The organism is Actinopolymorpha alba DSM 45243, from assembly GCF_000373925.1.
Taxonomy (GTDB): Bacteria; Actinomycetota; Actinomycetes; order Propionibacteriales; family Actinopolymorphaceae; genus Actinopolymorpha; species Actinopolymorpha alba.
Genome location: NZ_KB892753.1, coordinates 42960 through 59546, shown reverse-complemented (window position 1 = coordinate 59546; position 16587 = coordinate 42960). Strand labels below are relative to the sequence as shown.

Genomic DNA, 16587 nt, shown 5'->3' with positions numbered 1-16587 from the left:
ATGGGGGCCTCCCGAGGTCGTGGGGCGTCGTACGCCGAGGCCGGGGTCGACATCGAGGCCGGTGACCGGGCCGTTGCCCTGATGCGGGACTGGATCGAGAAGACCCGCCGGCCGGAGGTGGTCGGGGGTGTGGGCGGCTTCGCCGGGCTCTTCGACGCCTCGGCTCTCCGGTCGTACCGCCGTCCACTGCTCGCCACCTCGACGGATGGCGTCGGCACCAAGGTCGCGATCGCCCAGGCGCTCGACAAGCACGACACGATCGGCTTCGACCTGATCGGGATGCTGGTCGACGACCTGGTGGTGTGTGGGGCGGAGCCGCTGTTCCTCACCGACTACATCGCCTGCGGCAAGGTCGTGCCCGAACGCATCGCCCAGATCGTCAAGGGCATCGCCGAGGCCTGCGTGGTGGCCGGCTGTGCGCTCATCGGCGGCGAGACCGCCGAGCACGCGGGTCTGCTGGAGCCGGACGAGTACGACGTGGCAGGTGCGACGACCGGCGTCGTCGAGGCCGACGAGGTGCTCGGCCCTGATCGGGTACGCGCCGGCGACGTGGTGGTGGCGATGGCCTCGTCCGGGTTGCACTCCAACGGCTATTCGCTGGTACGCCATGTGATCCGCGAGGCTGGCTGGACCCTCGACCGCCACGTGGACGACTTCGGTCGGACGCTCGGCGAGGAGTTGCTCGAGCCCACCCGGGTCTACGCCAAGGACTGCCTCGCGCTCGCCCGCGAGACCGGCGTGCACGCGATGGCGCACATCACCGGTGGTGGGCTCGCGGCGAACACCGCTCGGGTCGTGCCGGCCGGCCTCGAGGTCGCACTCGACCGGTCAACCTGGTCGCCGCCGCGGGTCTTCTCCCTGCTCGGTGAACTGGGTGGTGTCGAGCAGGCGGAACTCGAGCGCACCTTCAACATGGGGGTGGGCATGCTCGCGATGGTGGATCCCAGGGACGCCGATGCCGCGGTCGGCATCCTCGCCAACCGCGGCATCCACGCTTGGATCGCCGGAAGCGTGTTCGCAGGTGAGGGTTCGGCGCATCTCGCGGGTAGCTACGGACGGAGCTGACCGCGACGTCTACTGCTGATGAGGTCAGCGGTGACGTGCGATGCGTTGCTGATCCTCGTCGGCCCCGTCTTCGTCAGGCTCTTCGTCGGGGTCGTCCTGCTCTGCGCGAATATCACCATTCGCGCCGTCCTGTCGACTCGACAGCTCTCGCTGCAGCGCGTCGAGGTCGGTGTCGTGGGTGCGGTACTTCAGCTCCCGGGCGACCTTCGTCTGCTTGGCCTTAGCACGGCCGCGCCCCATGGGTCGACCCCCTCGCACAACATAAACCGGGGCAACACGCATTACACGCGTGCCCGCGGGCTCACGGTCTCATCTGCTCGTAGGTCAACGGTACCGGCAGGCGGCCCGATCTCGCACCTGGGGTCGGGGTGCGTCCGCGCCGAATTGCGCAACATCCACAGTCTTTCCACAGGCTATCCACAAAGACCGGGATGGCGACACCTACCGGAGGCTCGCGTTGCCAACGGAAAGTAATCGTACGACTTCATAGAGCGTCGACGGCTCGTGACGCGGCCGGACAGAGTCCGGGATCGGGCAAGACGTCCGTACGCCGGAATCCGCTCGAAGCTGCCCCCTCCGGTGCGATAGGAATGCGACGAAAGAGAGGCCAGCGATCTCGGGGGACGGCTCGCCAACACACCGGACGGGCCCGGAACGGAAACGGCGATGATCGAGCGGACGGTGCTACTGACCGGTGCGGCCGGTCAGGTCGCCCGGCACCTGTTGCCGGGGCTCAGTGGTTACGCGCGTCGCCTCGTCGACGTCGTCCAGCCCCTCCCCGCCGCGGACCCTCCGGAGCACACCGACGTCCGCGTCGGTGATCTCGCCGACCGGGCGTTCGCGACGGAGGTCGTGCAGGGCGTCGACACCGTCGTGCACCTCGCCGCCAACCCGCGGGCCCAGGCCAGCTGGGACGCGCTGCGGACCCCGAACGTCGACCTGGTGGCCACCATCCTCGATGCCGCCCAGCGGGCAGACGTCCGCCGGGTGATCCTGGCCAGCTCGGTCCACGCCATGGGTGGCTACGTCCAGCAGGAGCAGCACCCGGTTGACCCGTTCTGGCCACCCTCTCCGTGTTGTGCGTACGGCGCGACAAAGGCGTTCGCCGAGGCCCTTGGCCGCACGTACAGCTACCGCACCGGCCTGTCAGTGGTGTGCCTGCGGTTCGGTGCGGTCCAGGACCGGCCCTTCGCCGTCGGGTCGATGCCGTCCTGGCTCGCGCCGGCAGACCTCCGGCACCTGGTCGTTCGCGCCATCGAGGCCGCGGACGTCCGGTTCGGTGTCTACCACGGTGTCTCGGCCAACACCCGGCACGAGTGGGACACCTCCAACGCGCGGGCGGAGATCGGGTACGCGCCGACCGGTGACTCCGAGGTCTTCTTCACCGAGCTTGACCCGAATCCCCGCAGGTCGCTGTGCCCGCGCGGACCCGTGGCCTGACCCTGACCTGTCTGACCTGCACGAATCCCGACGATCCCTCTGACTCAGGGCACCCCCCGGAGAACCCATCCCACGAAGAACCGCCGCCTGGCGGCGTAGGAGGACGAAACGTGAGCGAGCAGAAGATCCGCGTACTGGTGTGGTCTGAGCACACCGCCCCCAAGGAGATGTACCCGTACGACATCAACGGCGCGGTCGCGGACGGGCTGCGCCAGAGCCCCGACTTCGCGGTGAGCACCGCCGAACTCGTCGACCCGGGTCAGGGCGTTCCGGAGGAGGTCCTCGCTCAGACCGACGTGCTCGCCTGGTGGGGACACATGCTCCACGGCGCGGTCCGGGACGAGACCGTCGACCGGATCGAGCGGCACGTGAAGGAGCGCGGGATGGGCTTCCTCGCCCTCCACTCCTCCCACATGGCCAAGCCGTTCACCAGGCTCATCGGTGACGACGGCCGGATCGGTGGCGTGAAGCACGACGCCGGCCCCGAATCGATCACGGTGCTCGCGCCCGACCACCCGGTGGCCGCGGGTGTGAGCGACTTCGCGATCGAAGAGGAGGAGATGTACGACGAGGAGTTCGGCTGCGGCAAACCGGACACGGTGGTGTTCCACTCGCGCTTCCCGGGCGGCCATGAGTTCCGGTCGGGCTGCGCCTACACGGTGGGTGCTGGCCGGGTGTTCTACTTCCGGCCGGGCCATGAGGAGAACCCCACGTACTACCGCGACGACGTACGCCACATCATCCGCAACGCCGCCCGCTGGGTGGCCGGCCGCTCGTAGACCCTTCCTGTTCTGACGGAGGACCGGCGCGCGACCCGTAATGATCACGTTTACGTGGTCATTACGGGCCTTACATGGTGCCGATGCCGTGTGAAGCAGCAAATGACCACGTATACGTGATCATTTGGCCGGGGCGGCGCGGCCGGGGACGTGGAACGCGGCCCAGGCAGTTTGCCTGGGCCGCGTTCTACGTAGGCCGTGTTCTCCGTGGGTTCGGTGGTAGGCGGTACGCGTTCTCAGGCGGCTGTGATCCGGATCGGGATCGAGTGGTGGGTCGCTCCAGCGCCGAGCATCGCGATCGCCCGGTAGGCGACGGCACCCTTGGTCGGCGCGGTTGGCGTGATCCGCCAGGTCGTCCTGGCCTGATCGCCGGTGTCGAGACCGCCGAAGGTGGGGGTACCCGACTGAAGCTCGGTGGTCCATCCGGCGGGGAGGCCGGCCAGGTGGACCTCACCGGAGATCGGGTGCGGCGTGGTGTTGAGGACGTTCACCGCGGCGGTGAACGGCGTACCCACCGCGACCGAAGAGGCGGTCGCCGCCAGCCCCACCCAGGGCGTGGTTGCCGCCGCGGCGTCGTCGAGGGTCAGCGAGACTGCCTCGCCTGGCTCGACCTGCACGGAGTACTCGCAGAGCGGCACCCCGCGGCTCACCTTGCGGGCGGCGATCACCTCGCCGGTCGTCCCGCGTACCCGGGACACCGTGAGTATCCGGTCGATCCGCGGCTCCCGCGGCAGCCGGATGGAAAACCTGGTGAGCTGGCGGCCGGTCGCCACCTCGGGGTCGCGCCAGTAGACCGTGTTGACCCGGGCACCCGCGCGGGAGACCGTGGCGACCTGGTGGCCACCCGGATCGTCCTCGGCGCCGCTGCCGCGGACCGTCTGTCCGTCGGCGTCGCGGAACAGCCAGTAGGGCCAGTAGTTGCGCCCGAAGACCGAGCCGTCGTTGTAGACCAGCCCGAAGGTGTACCAACCCTCCTTGTACTCGTACAGCTTGAACTGATGCCAGCCGATCAGCGAATCCGCGTGGTCGAGCAGCGTGAACTGCCGCCCGATGAGGTTCTGCACCTTCACCGCGTCGGAGTCCTTGAACGACTCGGCTTCGGTGACCATGAGGCGCGGGTCGGCGTGCCGGGTGTGCGTCCTGATGTAGTCGCGCCAGAAGGTGATGTCGGCGGCGATCTTCGGCGGGTCATCGCCGTAGGAGTGGTAGATGAAGTAGTCCATGTCGTCGCCGGCGGCGTCGACGAAGGCCTTGCCGTATTCGTAATAGCCGTCAAAACCGGGTGAGAACGCCGGACCACCGACGAGGACGCCCGGGAACCTGTCGTGAATCGTGTGTGCGGCGATCTTGAACAGGGCGTGGAACTGCTCGGGCGTACCCTTCCAGAACATCGGATGGTTGGGCTCGTTCCAGATCTCGAGGTATTTCACCCGGAGCTGGTAGTCCGGTCCGGGTACGCCGTTGAAGTGCTCGACGACCTGGGCCACGATGTCCGCCCAACCCTGCGGATCGGTTGGCGGATTACCCAACCAGGACGTCGAATAGCAGCACAGCAGCACCGGCTCCAGACCCGCGCCCACGACCTGGTTGAAGAATCGGTCGTTGGTGTTGTCCAGGTAGATGAACATCTCTTTGACGTCGAACGCGCCGCGTTGTGGCGCCACCTCCGCCATGGCGACCTCGAGCCGTGACTGCGTGCCGGCGGGGTTGAGGAGTTTCCAGCTGTCCACCTTCAGGCCGGTGTCCTGGGTGACGCCCACCACGCTGAACAGCTTGCGGTTGAACTCTCCCGTGCGCTGGTTGGCGTCAATCTCCAAGCTGCGCGAGCGCGTGGCGTCGGCTGCGGCCGATGATGGCCGCAGGGCACCTGCTCCGGCGACCGAGAGGCCGGCCACCGCCCCACCCCCGAGTTCGAGGAAGCGCCTGCGGTGAAGTCGTCTGTCGTCGTTCCGCATCAGATCTCCGTATCCACAAAGGTCCAGGTCGAGAACTTCGACGAGTCCCAGGCGTTGCCGATGCCGGGCGTCCAGTAGATCCAGCCCGACCGGCCGCCGCCGTCGTTGTCGTTGACGAGGAAGTCCAGGCCGATCCGCGTGCCCACCCGCGCATCGATCCGCAGCTCCGACAGCGGCAGCGCGCAGGTGTAGACCAGGTTGCCGTTCTCGCCCCGGCCGCAGACCAGCCGCGCCCCGGGGACGGAGCTGGACCCGCCACTCCAGCGGTAGACCTGCTCGCCCTGTGATGTCAGCGCGAGGCCGACCTCCTGAGCCGAAGGAGGCTTGCCCTGCTTGATGTTCTGCGGGTCGAACATCAGCTGGACGCTGTCGCCGTTCCAGATGTCGCCGCCGGTGTGGGGCTGGCTGAACGCGTCGTCGGTGACGCTGGCGGCGAAGTAGAAGTACTCGTGGTCCCACATCGCCCACGCGATCGCGGAACAGTTGGTCGGCGTCCACTCCGGGATGCCGACCACCTGATCCGGGCGGTCGACATGCACGGGGGCGCCCGCCCGGAAGCCGTCCAGCGTCCCGTTGATCGCCGGGCTCCCGCGTACGACGGCCGTGACGAACAGCGTCGTCCGCGCGGTCAGCTGGCCAGGGTCGGCGTTCGTGGTCGCGGTGACCTCGACCGGGTAGGCGTTGTCGGCGTTCGGGGCGACCCGCGTCAGGGCGTACCTCAGCACCACCGACTCACCCGGCGCGAGCGGGCCGTACGCCAACGACCGGTCGCGGACCTGCCAGCCTTCCGGCAGCGAGATCGTGGCGCGGCCCTGCTGCGGCACGTTGATCCGGTTGGTGATCGTGACCGTCAGATCCGGCAGCCTGGACGGCAGGTCGGCGAGATTGTCGATCGCGATCCCGAGCGGCGCGATGCCGCGGACCCGGCCGTCGCGGATGATCCGGCCAAGTCGCTGCGCGGAGAGATCCCGGGCGACGATGAACGCCGGCCGCCCGGTGAGCGCGAGGTCTGTCGCACCACGAGCCGACCCGATCCGGTTTCCCATCAGGTCGTACGTATCAAGGACGGAACCACCTGCGTCGAGTTCGAGCCGGCCATCTTCGGCGGTACTCCACACCGCGGCGGTCGCGCGGTCGGCGCCCTGGAAGACGTAGGCCCGCACCGCGGCACCCATCGGCTCGGCCGTGCGGGGCCGGTGGTCGCGCAGCCGGTCGGCGAGGGTCGCGTACGCCGCGTAGGCGATCCTCGGATGCGTTTCGTCGTCGAGGATGCCCCAGCCCTCACCGCCGTACAGCAGGGTGAAGTCGAGGATCCGCTCGACCCCGGCCGCGACCGACTCGATGTTCGCGCGGACGAGGTAGCTGGCCTGCTCCCACGCCGACACGCCGCCCTTGACGTTCCAGCCGGTCTCGGTGACCCACAGCTTCACCCGCCTGCCGTCGTTGCGGTCGAGGAACGCCCGGGACTCGCGGATCTGCTCGACGAACCCGCCGGCCTCCGGACCGGTCGGACCCGGGTAGAGGTGGATCGCCAGCGCGTCGTACGCCTCGACGCCGGCGACGTCGATCACCTGCTGGTCGAAGGTCGGTCCGCCGTTCGACACGACGACGAACGCCTTGGGGTCGGCGCGCCGGATTGCCGCCGACGCCGCGCGGACGATCCGGCCGAACTCCTGCGCGGTCCCGAACCAGAAGGTCGGCGGCTCGTTCCACACCTCCCAGTGCCGGATGCCGTAGCCGTCCCGCCATCCCTGGCTACGGGCGAGGACTCCGCCCGGCTTGTATCTACTCACGACCTGGAAGCAGAAGTTCGCGAAGTTGTCGACGGCCTGCGGCCAGGGCGTCGGATGTGGCCGTTCCTGGTAGCCGTCCGGGATGGACCAGCGTGCCCAGTAGTCCAGCAGGCCGAGGAACGACACCTGGTGCTCGCGGGCGGCGATGACCGCTGGGTCGAACCGCTCCCAGTGCCACTCGCCCTTGCTGGGTTCGAGGTTGTCCCAGAAGATCTCCTCGCGGGTGAAGGCGATACCGGCCTCGGCGACCAGCCGCAGCCGCTTGGCGGCCTCCGCCGCGTCGAAACGGATCCCGATCCAGGCGCCGCCGCTGCCAATGCCCCACGGCGAGTGCGGCTGGAGTTGTCCCGGTGGGCTGGGTACGCGGGCCAGCGCGCTGGCCGTGGTGGCGACTGTCGTGCCGCCGTCCGTTCGGACGACCGCGGTGGCCGTGTAGTGGCCGAGTGTGTCGCCCCCGACAGGTACGTCCCGCTCGTGCGTCTGACCGGGCGCGAGGCGCACGGTGTCGGTGCGGTGGCTGATGACCTCGCCGGCCGCGTCCTTGGTCGTCAGATCGATTTCGTACGTCCCGCCGAGTCCGGACAGATCCGTCACGACCTGGCGCAGGGCCATCGGTTGGCTGGGATGGAAGACGTTGCCGGGTCGTACCTCGCCGAGCCGGAACGCCCGCGTTCCGGCCGAGGCGGCCGCACGACCCTTACCGAGGAACGGCCCGACCAGGCCGGGCCCGAGTGTGGAAGAGGTGAGGAACAGGCCACCGCCTCGGGAGAGGAACCACCGGCGTGACCTTTCAGGGATGCCCGCCATGCGCTCAGGCTCGGCGCGCTCCCTTTGATATGTCAATTGCGCTGTCAGGTTCAGGCCTCCCGGTGGTTGCCGTCGTCAGGCGTACCGGCAGGACGAGGTGGGTGATGGGGAGTGCGACCTCCTCGGCCAGCCGGTCGAGGAGGAACCTGCCAGCCGCGACACCCATCTGCCGCGACGGGAGGGTCGCGCCCGCGGCGCCGATCGCGCGGAGAGCGGTCGGGTTGTCATCGCCGAACGCCGCCCAGGCGAACCGGTCCGGCGCGACCCCGAGCACCGCGAGGTCCGTACGTAGGAGAAACACCACCTCGCTGTTCACACCGACCAGCGCTGTTGGCTGATCGGCCGGAGAGCGGTCGAGCCAGGACCGCAGCAGGTTGCGGCGTTCGGCCTCCGGCCAACGGTCGTACGGCAGCAGTGCGGACAGCTCCGGGTCGACCCGGACGCCATGGTCGAGCAGTGCCCGGCGATGACCCGCGAGGTGCTCGAGCACGCTGCTGCAGTCGACCTCGCCCCAGGCGACGCCGATCCGCGTATGTCCGCGGGCGAGGAGGTCCTCGGTGACGACGACGGCGGCCCGGAAACTGTCAGGCAGGACGGCGTTGGTCGGGAACGCCGGGTGGTAGCGGTCCACGAGCACGACCGGCGGTCCTGGATCGGCGATCGCGCTGGCGTTCGTCTGGCCATCGACGGGGTAGACCACCAGTCCGTCCACACCGGCTCGGCGGGCCTGGTCGAGATTGGCCAGCTCGCGTGCGGGGTCGGAGGCCGAGTCGAAGAGCCGTACGCTCGCGCCGACGGAGCCGCAGGCCTGCTGGATCCCGGCCAGGATCTCGAGCACGTGGTGGCCGCTGAGTTCGGCGAAGACGCAGCCGATCAACGACGGCGGGCGCGGGCGCTGCTCGGTCTGGTCCGCGACGAAGGTGCCGACGCCGCGCTTGCGGGTCAGGACACCTTCGTGGACGAGGTCGTTGAGGGCGCGGACCGCAGTGATCCGGGAGACCCCGAAGCGTTCACAGACCTCGCGTTCGGTGATGAACGCCTGCCCCGCGGCGTGCGTACCCCGTCGGATCTCGCCCAACAGCTGCTGCTTGATCCACAGGTATTTCGGCTCCGCCTTTGCCATATCAATGATGATCCGCCAGACGGCACGGCGACGCGACATCGGGTTGGGACGCGGGCTGGCTCGAAATGATCACGTTTACTCGGCAAGTCCCCACGATGCACGTCCAATTCACCACGCATCGTGGGGAATGATCACGTTAACGTGATCATTCCGCCTGGCGGGGGAGTCGCCTAGCGGCGGAGCCAGATCGAGCGGAGGCGGCCAACCTCGGCGATCCGGCGTTCGGCCAGCCGGTCGGCGGCCACGGCCGGGGGTACGCCCTCCTCGGACGCGAGGTCGAACACGCGGTGAGTCGTCTCGAGGATCCTGGCCGCGCGTGCCTTGGCCCGCTCGAAGCTGAAGCCGTGCAGCTCATCGGCCACCTGGATCAGCCCGCCGGCGTTCACGAGGTAGTCGGGGGCGTACAGAATCGCCCTTTCCTCCAGCATCTTGTCGATCCCCGGGTGGGCGAGTTGGTTGTTGGCGCCGCCGCAGACCAGCCGGGCGCGCAGGACTGAGACGGTCTCCTCGTCCAGAGCGCCGCCGAGGGCGCAGGGCGCGAAGATGTCGATGTCGGAGCGCACCAGCTTCGAGCTGTCGTCGACGACCTCGACCTGTGGGTGGGTACGACGTACCTCCGCGAGGGCCTGCGGGGATACGTCAGTCACCACCGCCTCGGCGCCCGCGCCCAGCACGTGCTCGACGAGATGCCGGCCGACCTTGCCCACGCCTGCGATGCCGACCCTCCGCCCGCGCAGGTTGGGAGTGCCCCAGAGCCGCTCGACTCCGGCCCGCATGCCCTGGAAGACGCCGTACGCCGTCAGGACGGACGAATCACCCGCACCGCCCTGCTCGACCGTGCGGCCGGTGACGAACTCGCATTCCCGGGCGATGACGTCCATGTCGGGCGAGTAGGTGCCGACGTCGCAGGCGGTGATGTAGCGGCCACCGAGGGACTGGATGAATCTGCCGTACGCCCGGAGGAGCGCCTCGGTCTTGTCCTGGTCGGGATCGCCGATGATGACCGCTTTGCCCCCACCGAGATCGAGTCCGGCGAGGGCGGCTTTGTATGCCATCGCGGTCGAGAGGTTGAGCGCGTCGGTGAGCGCCGCGTCCTCGCTGGGATAGGGGTGAAAGCGGGTCCCGCCGAGCGCGGGACCGAGTGCGGTGGAGTAGATGGCGATGATGACCTTGAGGCCTGAGGGTTCGTCGGCGCAGAACACGACCTGCTCATGGCCGGAATGCCGGCCGAAGAATTCGGTCACGGTGGTGACTCCTTGTCCGGGCGGGCCGCATGGGTGGCAGCCACGCTCCATCACCACCTTAGAGCGAGAACGCCTCCTCTGGATCTCTCCGGACAGGTGCCGCGAACCAACGGAGAGGTGCACGATGGGAGCATGCGGACTTCGGTCGTGGCGCCGTACTGCTGCTACCTACGGGTCTATGAACCGCTGGCGGCCCTCCCGGAGGGGGAGCGCTCCTCGGGGGAGGCCGGGCTTTCTGTGCCCGAACCCGCCCAGACGGGGGCATTGGCCGTGGCCGAGCAGCGGGAGGCGCTGGCGGCACTCCTGCCGGTCCTGCCCCTGGGGGCGGTCGGTGGGGAAAGTCGGGCGTACACCCTTGAAGTGGACGGAATGCTGCTCGTCTGCCCCGACGAACCAGCCCTGCGCATCAGGCAGGCGCTCGCCGACCTGATGGAGTCGCTGCCCGAGCACGTGCTCCAGGTCATCCTGCCGGCCGGTGGGTTGGACCGCGTGGATTTCGGGGCATTACAGGACGAGGCGTGCCCTGCTGACGCCGTACCCCACATTCTCACCGCTCGATGGCACGTTCCGCTGGTTTGGTTCGTCATCTTTGGTGATGAGGACCGCAGTATCGCCATGGATCCGGTGCGAGAACTCCGGTACCGAACGCCAATGGTTGAGGCGCGTCGCAGGGTAGGCCGAGCCTATCGGCTGCTCAAGCGGGCACACCCCGACTGGGAGCTCGAGCCGCTCAGGGAGCTGGGGCGATGGATCGAGACGTTCCATCCGCACTCCTGGGTGGAGCTGGACTACGGGGGACTGGTCCAGCTCATGGATCCGGAGGTGCTTGCCGCGGACCGATCCGCAAAGGATGTCACTGCCGCACTTCAAGCGGTAGCACAGGGTAACGACGAGGAGGCAGTGATCGTCTACCGCCGGTTACGGAAGCGGTGGTGGACGCTGCGCGTGAAGGAGCGCGCATCGTGAAACATCGGACCGAGACAGGGAAATTCTGGAAAATCTGGGCGGAACCCCTGGATTCGGGTTACGGTGAGTCACGTGGAGAAAGGGAGGACTCGCACCGATACGTCACGTGGGGGATGCATAACGCGGCGTGATCGCTTTGAGGTGTTTGTCCGGTAGTTCTCTTTCTCGGACAGGGATTCGATGCACCAATGGAGGGTGCGGGACGGACTTAACCGTCCGGTTCTCGTGGAGGAGGCCGCTCATGACGACACGTACGCCGGAGACCGAGTCTCTGCTAACGCCGGCAGAGGTCGCGGCCATGTTCCGGGTTGACCCCAAGACGGTGACCCGGTGGGCCAAGGCCGGCAAGCTCAGCTCGATCCGGACGCTGGGGGGACACCGGCGTTACCGTGAGTCCGAGGTGCGCGCGCTGCTTGCTGGCGTGCTCCCCGAACAACGTGGGGGAGCTGAGGGCCGCTAAGCCGATTCGGTCCTCAAAGCAACTCGGATAATCAGACAGGCAGTGTGGCGGCTCCATCCCGAAGGGGACGGGGCCGCCACACTTTTGTGTGGTGCGCGTTTCGTCCTGCGTGCGTCGCCGGCGCACAGTCGCTGGCACCCCCTGGTCCGTCGGCACTGCCGCCGGAGACCACGATCGACACGGTGGGTGGCGGGTCAAGGCGCTCGGCCCGACCAGATCCTGACAATCCGTGAAAGTACCCCCATTCCGTTGCCGAATCGGTACCTTTTACCGCTGTATTCACCGACTATGACCCCATAGAGTGACCGCCAAGGCGCGCCCGGGGATGGAGGGGCGACCGTGCGTAAGCGTTGGAGCTTCGGCAGATACACAGCGGCAGGCACGGTCGCCATCGTCGTGGCTCTCCTGGCGGTGGGCGCCCTCGGTCTGGGATGGCAGGAACGCACGCCCCTCGGCAGCCAGTCACTGTCGGTCGACGTGATCGGCCCGATTGTCGGTGTCCTGGTGGGAATCGGACTCGCGTTCACCGTGGTGGCGGTCCTGACCGGTCGCGGTGGCGGTCCGCCCCCGAGGCGGCGGTCCCGCACCAGCCCGCTCGCCGTCGTCATCCAGGGCATCCTCTTCCTCGTCGCGGTCGTCTTGCTGTTCCAGAACCGCGACCGGATCAGGGAATCCTTCGGCAGCGGCGCTCGACCCGTGCCTACTCCGACCCCGCCGACTCCGTCACCGGGTGGCACAGCCTCACCGGCCGCGCCCGATGGCTGGAGGTATGACGCGCCCGCCTGGTCGTGGCCGGTCGCGATCGGCGCGGGGTTCGTGCTCACGCTCGCCATCGTCGCGATCGTCCTCCTCTCTCGCCGGGCAGCGGCGGCCGCCGGCGCGAAGGGCGATGACAGTCCCAGCCCCGAGCAGGTACGCCAGGTCGTCGCCGCCGGGCGGGCCGCACTGGCCGAGCTCGACGCGCCGCGGGTCGCGGTGATCGGGGCGTACGCCGCGATGGAACGCACCCTCGGCGACCTCGGACTCGTGCGAAACCTCGCCGACACACCCACCGACCTGCTCGAGCGTTCTCGGGAGGCGGGGCTCCTCGGGCCATCGGGCGCGGTGGCGGTCCGCGACCTCACCGAACTCTTCCGCCAGGCACGCTTCTCCAGCCGCGAACTCCCCGCATCGGCCCGGTCGGACGCGCTGGCGGCACTCCAGAAGCTGGAGGAAGAGCTTCGGGCGGCGGCTGGTTCGGACACTGCCACGGGTGCGCGTTCGACACGTTCGACACCGGAGGCGGGCGGGTGAGACAACTCCGCCTGCTGGTGGCACTGCTGCTCATCCTCGCGACGGTGACCCAGGGACTGAGCGGCCTGCTTCTCGGCCTCACCGTCCTCGCGGTCAACGAGCTGGCGGGCCTGCTGATCCACCTCGAGGGCCCGGGCCGGTCCCGCGTACGCCGCTGGTCGGGGTGGCTGCGCCCGCCCGCGTGGCTGCGCCGGTTGGGGAGGCGGTGGGGCCAGCGGCTGCGCTCGGCGGGACCGTTGCGGTCGGTGCGGAGGCCGCGACTGCCGCGATGGCTGAGCCGGTGGCGACGGACCCGGCGGCACCCTGCGGGGCTCTTTCCGTCGTACGACCAGGTGGTGAGCGATCTGGCCTGGGCGAGGTTCTCGCGGCGGGACTTCGACGTCGGTCTGCGGAGGCGGCTGGTCGCGGCCGCGACCGTCCGGCTCGCCGAGGGCCACGGTATCGACCTGGCACGCGACCCCGAGGCCGCCCGCCGCGCGCTCGGCGAGGAGGCATGGACCGTCCTCGCACCCGACCAGCCGAGGTCCAACGACCGCGGGGCTCCCGGTCTCGACGTACCAGACATCGAGCGCCTGGTCACCGCGATCGAGCGACTGTCTCCACCTGCGCCAGCACCCGGACCGGAAGGACGACCATGACCGTCACGACGATGACCCCGCGCCAGACCCGCGACCGGGCGGTGGCCGTCCTCGACGAGATGGAGCGGGTGATCGTCGGCAAGCGTGCGCCGCTCACCCTCGTGCTGCTCGGGATCCTGGCCGGTGGACACGTCCTACTCGAGGACCTGCCCGGGCTCGGCAAGACGATGCTGGCGCGGTCCTTCGCGCGGGTGCTCGGCCTCGGGTTCGGCCGGGTGCAGTTCACGCCGGACCTGTTGCCGCAGGACCTGACCGGCGCGTCGATCTACAACCAGAAGACCGGCGAGTTCGCGTTCCGGGAAGGGCCGGTCTTTACCCAGCTCCTGCTCGCGGACGAGATCAACCGGACGCCACCCAAGACACAGGCCGCGCTCCTGGAGGCGATGGAGGAACGCCAGGTCTCCGTGGAGGGGGTGACCCGGCCGCTGCCGGCGCCGTTCGTGGTGCTCGCGACGCAGAACCCGATTGAGTACGAAGGAACCTATCCGCTGCCGGAGGCACAGCTGGACCGGTTCGTCCTTCGTACCAGACTCGGCTATCTGTCCGCCGAACTCGAGGCCGACATGGTGCGCCGCCGCCTTGACCGGGGTACGGCACCGCCGGCCCTCACGCAGGTCGTCGACGCCGCGGAGCTCCTCGCCATGACGGAGTCGCTGGAGCAGGTCGAGGTGCACGACGACGTGCTGGCGTACATCGTGGCGATCGTCCGCGCCACCCGCGAGCACGCGAAGGCGCAGGTCGGCGCGAGCCCACGCGGCACGTTCGCCGTGACCCACCTGGCGCGCGGTGCGGCTGTGCTCGCCGGCCGCGACTACGTCACGCCCGAGGACGTCAAGCAGGTGGCGCCGGCAGCGCTCGGGCACCGGCTCGTGCTCCGGCCCGAGCTCTGGGTCCGCCGGGTGTCGGGCGAGGATGTCGTCGCTGAGGTGCTGGCGGGGGTACCCACACCGCCCACGCAGGTGGGGTTGGAGGACCGGCTCGCCGAGCGGTCCGGCGTACCCCGATGACGACACCGGCCGCCCGACCGCTCAGCTCCCTCGAGGCCAGACCGCACTGGAGGATGAGCCGGCTGGCCCGCCGGCTCGCAGCGGTCGGGATCCTCGCGGTAGTCGCGGGTGTGCTGACGGCCCGGCCCGAGCCGATCGTCGTGGCGGCGCCGTGCCTGCTCGCGGTCGTGGTGGCGCTGCGGCAGCCCCGGCCCGAGACGGTCATGGTCACGGCCACGGTTTCGGAGCTGCGGTGTTTCGAGCAGGACGCGATCGAGATCGCCGTGCGGGTGCGGGCCGAGGCGGAGTTGGGTGGCATCGGGCTGGAGCTGGCCCTGCCAACGGCTGTGGGGTCGGAGGGCGCGCTGAACGAGGTGGGCGAGGGCGACCGGAACCCGCGGGTCGTGGCGTCGGCGTTGTTCGACGTGGAGGAGGGCCGCCGGGACTCGGCGTTCGGCGTCGCCGAGTACGCCCGGACCTGGACGGTCCGGGTGGGGCGCTGGGGCCGCTGGCGACTGGGGCCGCTCCATCTGCGGGTCCGCACGCGGGGATGGGGCTACGTCGGAACCGCCGAACTCACCCTGTCTGAGCTGACGGTCTTCCCACCGCCGGCCCGCGCCCGCGACATCGCCGTACCCCCGATGCTGTTGGCGCGGGTCGGCAGCCACGTGGCCCGCCGGGCGGGCGCCGGGGTGGAGTTCGCCGGGCTGCGGGCGTTCGCGCCCGGCGACGCCGTCCGCCGGATCAACTGGCCGGTGAGCAGCCGGCGCGGCGAGTTGTACGTCAACGAGTTCGCGGCGGAGCGGGCCGCGGACATCGTGGCGGTCGTCGACACGACCGTGGACGTGGGGTTGTTCGGCCGGTCGAGCCTTGACCTCGGCGTGCGGGGTGCGGCCGCCGTGGTGCAGGCGTACCTGCGGTACGCCGACCGGGTGGGCGTGGTCGCGCTCGGTGGGGCGCTGCGCTGGCTCTCACCAGACGTCGGGCTGCGGCAGTACTACCGGATCGTCGAGACGCTGCTGGCCTCCCGCCGGGACAACAGCTACGTCGACCCAGACCTGAACCGGCTGCCGCGACAGGCGCCCCCGCCGGGCGCACTGGCGTTCGTCTTTACTCCATTGCTCGACGGACGGGTGGTCGAGGCGATCCGGGACCTTCGCGAACGTGGGCATCCGGTGGTCGTGGTCGACGTCCTTCCCGTGGAGCCGCCGGCGGGTGAGGATCGCGAGGCACGGCTCGCGTTGCGGCTGTGGCGGCTGGACCGGGAGGTGCTGGTCCACGGTCTCGAGGCAATGGGGGTGACGGTGCTCAGGTGGGACGAGCAGGACGGCGTACCACTGGATCGGGTCCGTCTGGAACCGCTGCTGAGGGGTGGCCGGTGAGCGCGGAGGGGCGGGCTGGCGCGCGGGAGCGACGGGTGAGCGCTGAGGTGGTCCGTGCCGTGGCCTTGGGGTGCGGGCTCTCGCTCGCCGCGGTGACGGTGGCCGTCGTACCCGCCGACGCACGCTGGGTGGGTGCCGTCGCCGCGTTGGGCGTCGTGCTCGGATGGCTGCTGCGCGGCTTTCCCTGGTGGACGCCGATCTCGCTACTGGCGATGGTCGTGGGCGTCCTCCTCGCCGCGGACGCGCACCGCCTCTCAGCCCCGACCGCCGCGGTGATCGGGCTGCTCGTCGTGGGATACCTGCTGCTTGTGGAGTTGGCCGACGAACTCGCGGGCGAAGGCGACGATCCGGACGGGGACGGTGCCAGCGCTGACGTACCCCGACTGGCCGGCTGGGTGCGGACCCTGACTCCGGTGCTGGCATCCGCCGTGGTGGGCGCGGTTGTGCTGGCGGTCGTCGTGGTTCTGCCGTTCCCACCTGCGGCATCGTTGGTCGTGGTGGCGCCGGTGGTGTTGCTGGCGGCGGTGGGTCTGGCGGTGGCGCGGAGGTTCCGGGCCTGAGGGTCGCGTTCTCTGCCGAAGACGGTCCGTTGTCGAGGGCCTTCGTGGGGGTGGTTTCCCTTACGATCGGCGGCCTCGCCGAACCCCGCCGGGAGG

At 69.5% G+C, this 16587-nt stretch carries 15 protein-coding genes; 10 read left to right on the top strand and 5 right to left on the bottom strand.

What is annotated here, in order from left to right; translation table 11 throughout:
- On the top strand, nucleotides 1-1065 hold the full coding sequence (purM, locus tag B141_RS0116225; protein WP_040421496.1) for a phosphoribosylformylglycinamidine cyclo-ligase: 1065 nt from the start codon (nucleotides 1-3) through the stop codon (nucleotides 1063-1065).
- Between the two features lie 24 nt (nucleotides 1066-1089).
- Here purM and B141_RS0116220 read toward each other — a convergent pair whose 3' ends face one another.
- Nucleotides 1090-1305, bottom strand: a complete 216-nt coding sequence (locus B141_RS0116220) for a DUF3073 domain-containing protein (protein WP_020576227.1) — start codon at nucleotides 1303-1305, stop codon at nucleotides 1090-1092.
- 426 nt (nucleotides 1306-1731) lie between these two features.
- Between B141_RS0116220 and B141_RS40985 the strand changes: the two genes are divergently transcribed.
- Both B141_RS40985 and B141_RS40980 read left to right on the top strand, forming a co-directional pair.
- Entirely contained in the window at nucleotides 1732-2505 is a 774-nt protein-coding gene (locus tag B141_RS40985; protein ID WP_020576226.1) for an NAD-dependent epimerase/dehydratase family protein, read from the top strand.
- Between the two features lie 110 nt (nucleotides 2506-2615).
- Complete coding sequence (locus B141_RS40980; protein WP_020576225.1) at nucleotides 2616-3284, top strand: ThuA domain-containing protein; 669 nt, start codon at nucleotides 2616-2618, stop codon at nucleotides 3282-3284.
- Between the two features lie 236 nt (nucleotides 3285-3520).
- Here B141_RS40980 and B141_RS0116205 read toward each other — a convergent pair whose 3' ends face one another.
- The 4 genes from B141_RS0116205 to B141_RS0116190 form a co-directional block, all read right to left on the bottom strand.
- Nucleotides 3521-5239, bottom strand: coding sequence for a GH39 family glycosyl hydrolase (locus B141_RS0116205; protein WP_020576224.1), 1719 nt, complete (start codon nucleotides 5237-5239; stop codon nucleotides 3521-3523).
- Nucleotides 5239-7839 (bottom strand): sugar-binding protein, encoded by a 2601-nt coding sequence (locus tag B141_RS0116200; protein ID WP_026257275.1) that lies wholly within the window; start codon nucleotides 7837-7839, stop codon nucleotides 5239-5241. The genes B141_RS0116205 and B141_RS0116200 overlap by 1 nt, the downstream gene beginning before the upstream one ends.
- Nucleotides 7840-7843: 4 nt before the next feature.
- Nucleotides 7844-8962, bottom strand: coding sequence for a LacI family DNA-binding transcriptional regulator (locus B141_RS40975; protein WP_020576223.1), 1119 nt, complete (start codon nucleotides 8960-8962; stop codon nucleotides 7844-7846).
- Between the two features lie 170 nt (nucleotides 8963-9132).
- Nucleotides 9133-10206 carry a Glu/Leu/Phe/Val family dehydrogenase gene (locus B141_RS0116190; protein ID WP_020576222.1) on the bottom strand — a complete coding sequence of 358 codons (1074 nt, stop codon included), beginning with the start codon at nucleotides 10204-10206 and terminating at the stop codon, nucleotides 9133-9135.
- Between the two features lie 132 nt (nucleotides 10207-10338).
- Between B141_RS0116190 and B141_RS0116185 the strand changes: the two genes are divergently transcribed.
- The 7 genes from B141_RS0116185 (at nucleotide 10339) to B141_RS0116155 (ending at nucleotide 16491) form a co-directional block, all read left to right on the top strand.
- Nucleotides 10339-11172 carry a DUF8083 family protein gene (locus tag B141_RS0116185; protein WP_020576221.1) on the top strand — a complete coding sequence of 278 codons (834 nt, stop codon included), beginning with the start codon at nucleotides 10339-10341 and terminating at the stop codon, nucleotides 11170-11172.
- Nucleotides 11173-11413: 241 nt separating this feature from the next.
- Nucleotides 11414-11632 (top strand): BldC family transcriptional regulator, encoded by a 219-nt coding sequence (locus B141_RS0116180; protein ID WP_020576220.1) that lies wholly within the window; start codon nucleotides 11414-11416, stop codon nucleotides 11630-11632.
- 339 nt (nucleotides 11633-11971) lie between these two features.
- The gene (locus tag B141_RS45705; protein ID WP_020576219.1) at nucleotides 11972-12925 is read left to right on the top strand and encodes a DUF4129 domain-containing protein; all 954 of its coding nucleotides are present in this window, start codon (nucleotides 11972-11974) and stop codon (nucleotides 12923-12925) included.
- On the top strand, nucleotides 12922-13563 hold the full coding sequence (locus B141_RS0116170) for a hypothetical protein (protein WP_020576218.1): 642 nt from the start codon (nucleotides 12922-12924) through the stop codon (nucleotides 13561-13563). The genes B141_RS45705 and B141_RS0116170 overlap by 4 nt, the downstream gene beginning before the upstream one ends.
- On the top strand, nucleotides 13560-14570 hold the full coding sequence (locus B141_RS0116165) for an AAA family ATPase (RefSeq protein ID WP_020576217.1): 1011 nt from the start codon (nucleotides 13560-13562) through the stop codon (nucleotides 14568-14570). The genes B141_RS0116170 and B141_RS0116165 overlap by 4 nt, the downstream gene beginning before the upstream one ends.
- Nucleotides 14567-15931, top strand: coding sequence for a DUF58 domain-containing protein (locus B141_RS45700; protein WP_020576216.1), 1365 nt, complete (start codon nucleotides 14567-14569; stop codon nucleotides 15929-15931). The genes B141_RS0116165 and B141_RS45700 overlap by 4 nt, the downstream gene beginning before the upstream one ends.
- On the top strand, nucleotides 15928-16491 hold the full coding sequence (locus tag B141_RS0116155) for a hypothetical protein (RefSeq protein WP_157181044.1): 564 nt from the start codon (nucleotides 15928-15930) through the stop codon (nucleotides 16489-16491). The genes B141_RS45700 and B141_RS0116155 overlap by 4 nt, the downstream gene beginning before the upstream one ends.
- Nucleotides 16492-16587 lie beyond the last annotated feature (96 nt).

Coding starts and splice junctions, on each gene's coding strand:
- purM (WP_040421496.1), top strand. CDS start 1: ATGGGGGCCTCCCGAGGTCGTGGGGCGTCGTACGCCGAGGCCGGGGTC.
- B141_RS0116220 (WP_020576227.1), bottom strand. CDS start 1,305: ATGGGGCGCGGCCGTGCTAAGGCCAAGCAGACGAAGGTCGCCCGGGAG.
- B141_RS40985 (WP_020576226.1), top strand. CDS start 1,732: ATGATCGAGCGGACGGTGCTACTGACCGGTGCGGCCGGTCAGGTCGCC.
- B141_RS0116205 (WP_020576224.1), bottom strand. CDS start 5,239: ATGCGGAACGACGACAGACGACTTCACCGCAGGCGCTTCCTCGAACTC.
- B141_RS0116200 (WP_026257275.1), bottom strand. CDS start 7,839: ATGGCGGGCATCCCTGAAAGGTCACGCCGGTGGTTCCTCTCCCGAGGC.
- B141_RS40975 (WP_020576223.1), bottom strand. CDS start 8,962: ATGGCAAAGGCGGAGCCGAAATACCTGTGGATCAAGCAGCAGCTGTTG.
- B141_RS0116185 (WP_020576221.1), top strand. CDS start 10,339: ATGCGGACTTCGGTCGTGGCGCCGTACTGCTGCTACCTACGGGTCTAT.
- B141_RS0116180 (WP_020576220.1), top strand. CDS start 11,414: ATGACGACACGTACGCCGGAGACCGAGTCTCTGCTAACGCCGGCAGAG.
- B141_RS0116165 (WP_020576217.1), top strand. CDS start 13,560: ATGACCGTCACGACGATGACCCCGCGCCAGACCCGCGACCGGGCGGTG.
- B141_RS45700 (WP_020576216.1), top strand. CDS start 14,567: ATGACGACACCGGCCGCCCGACCGCTCAGCTCCCTCGAGGCCAGACCG.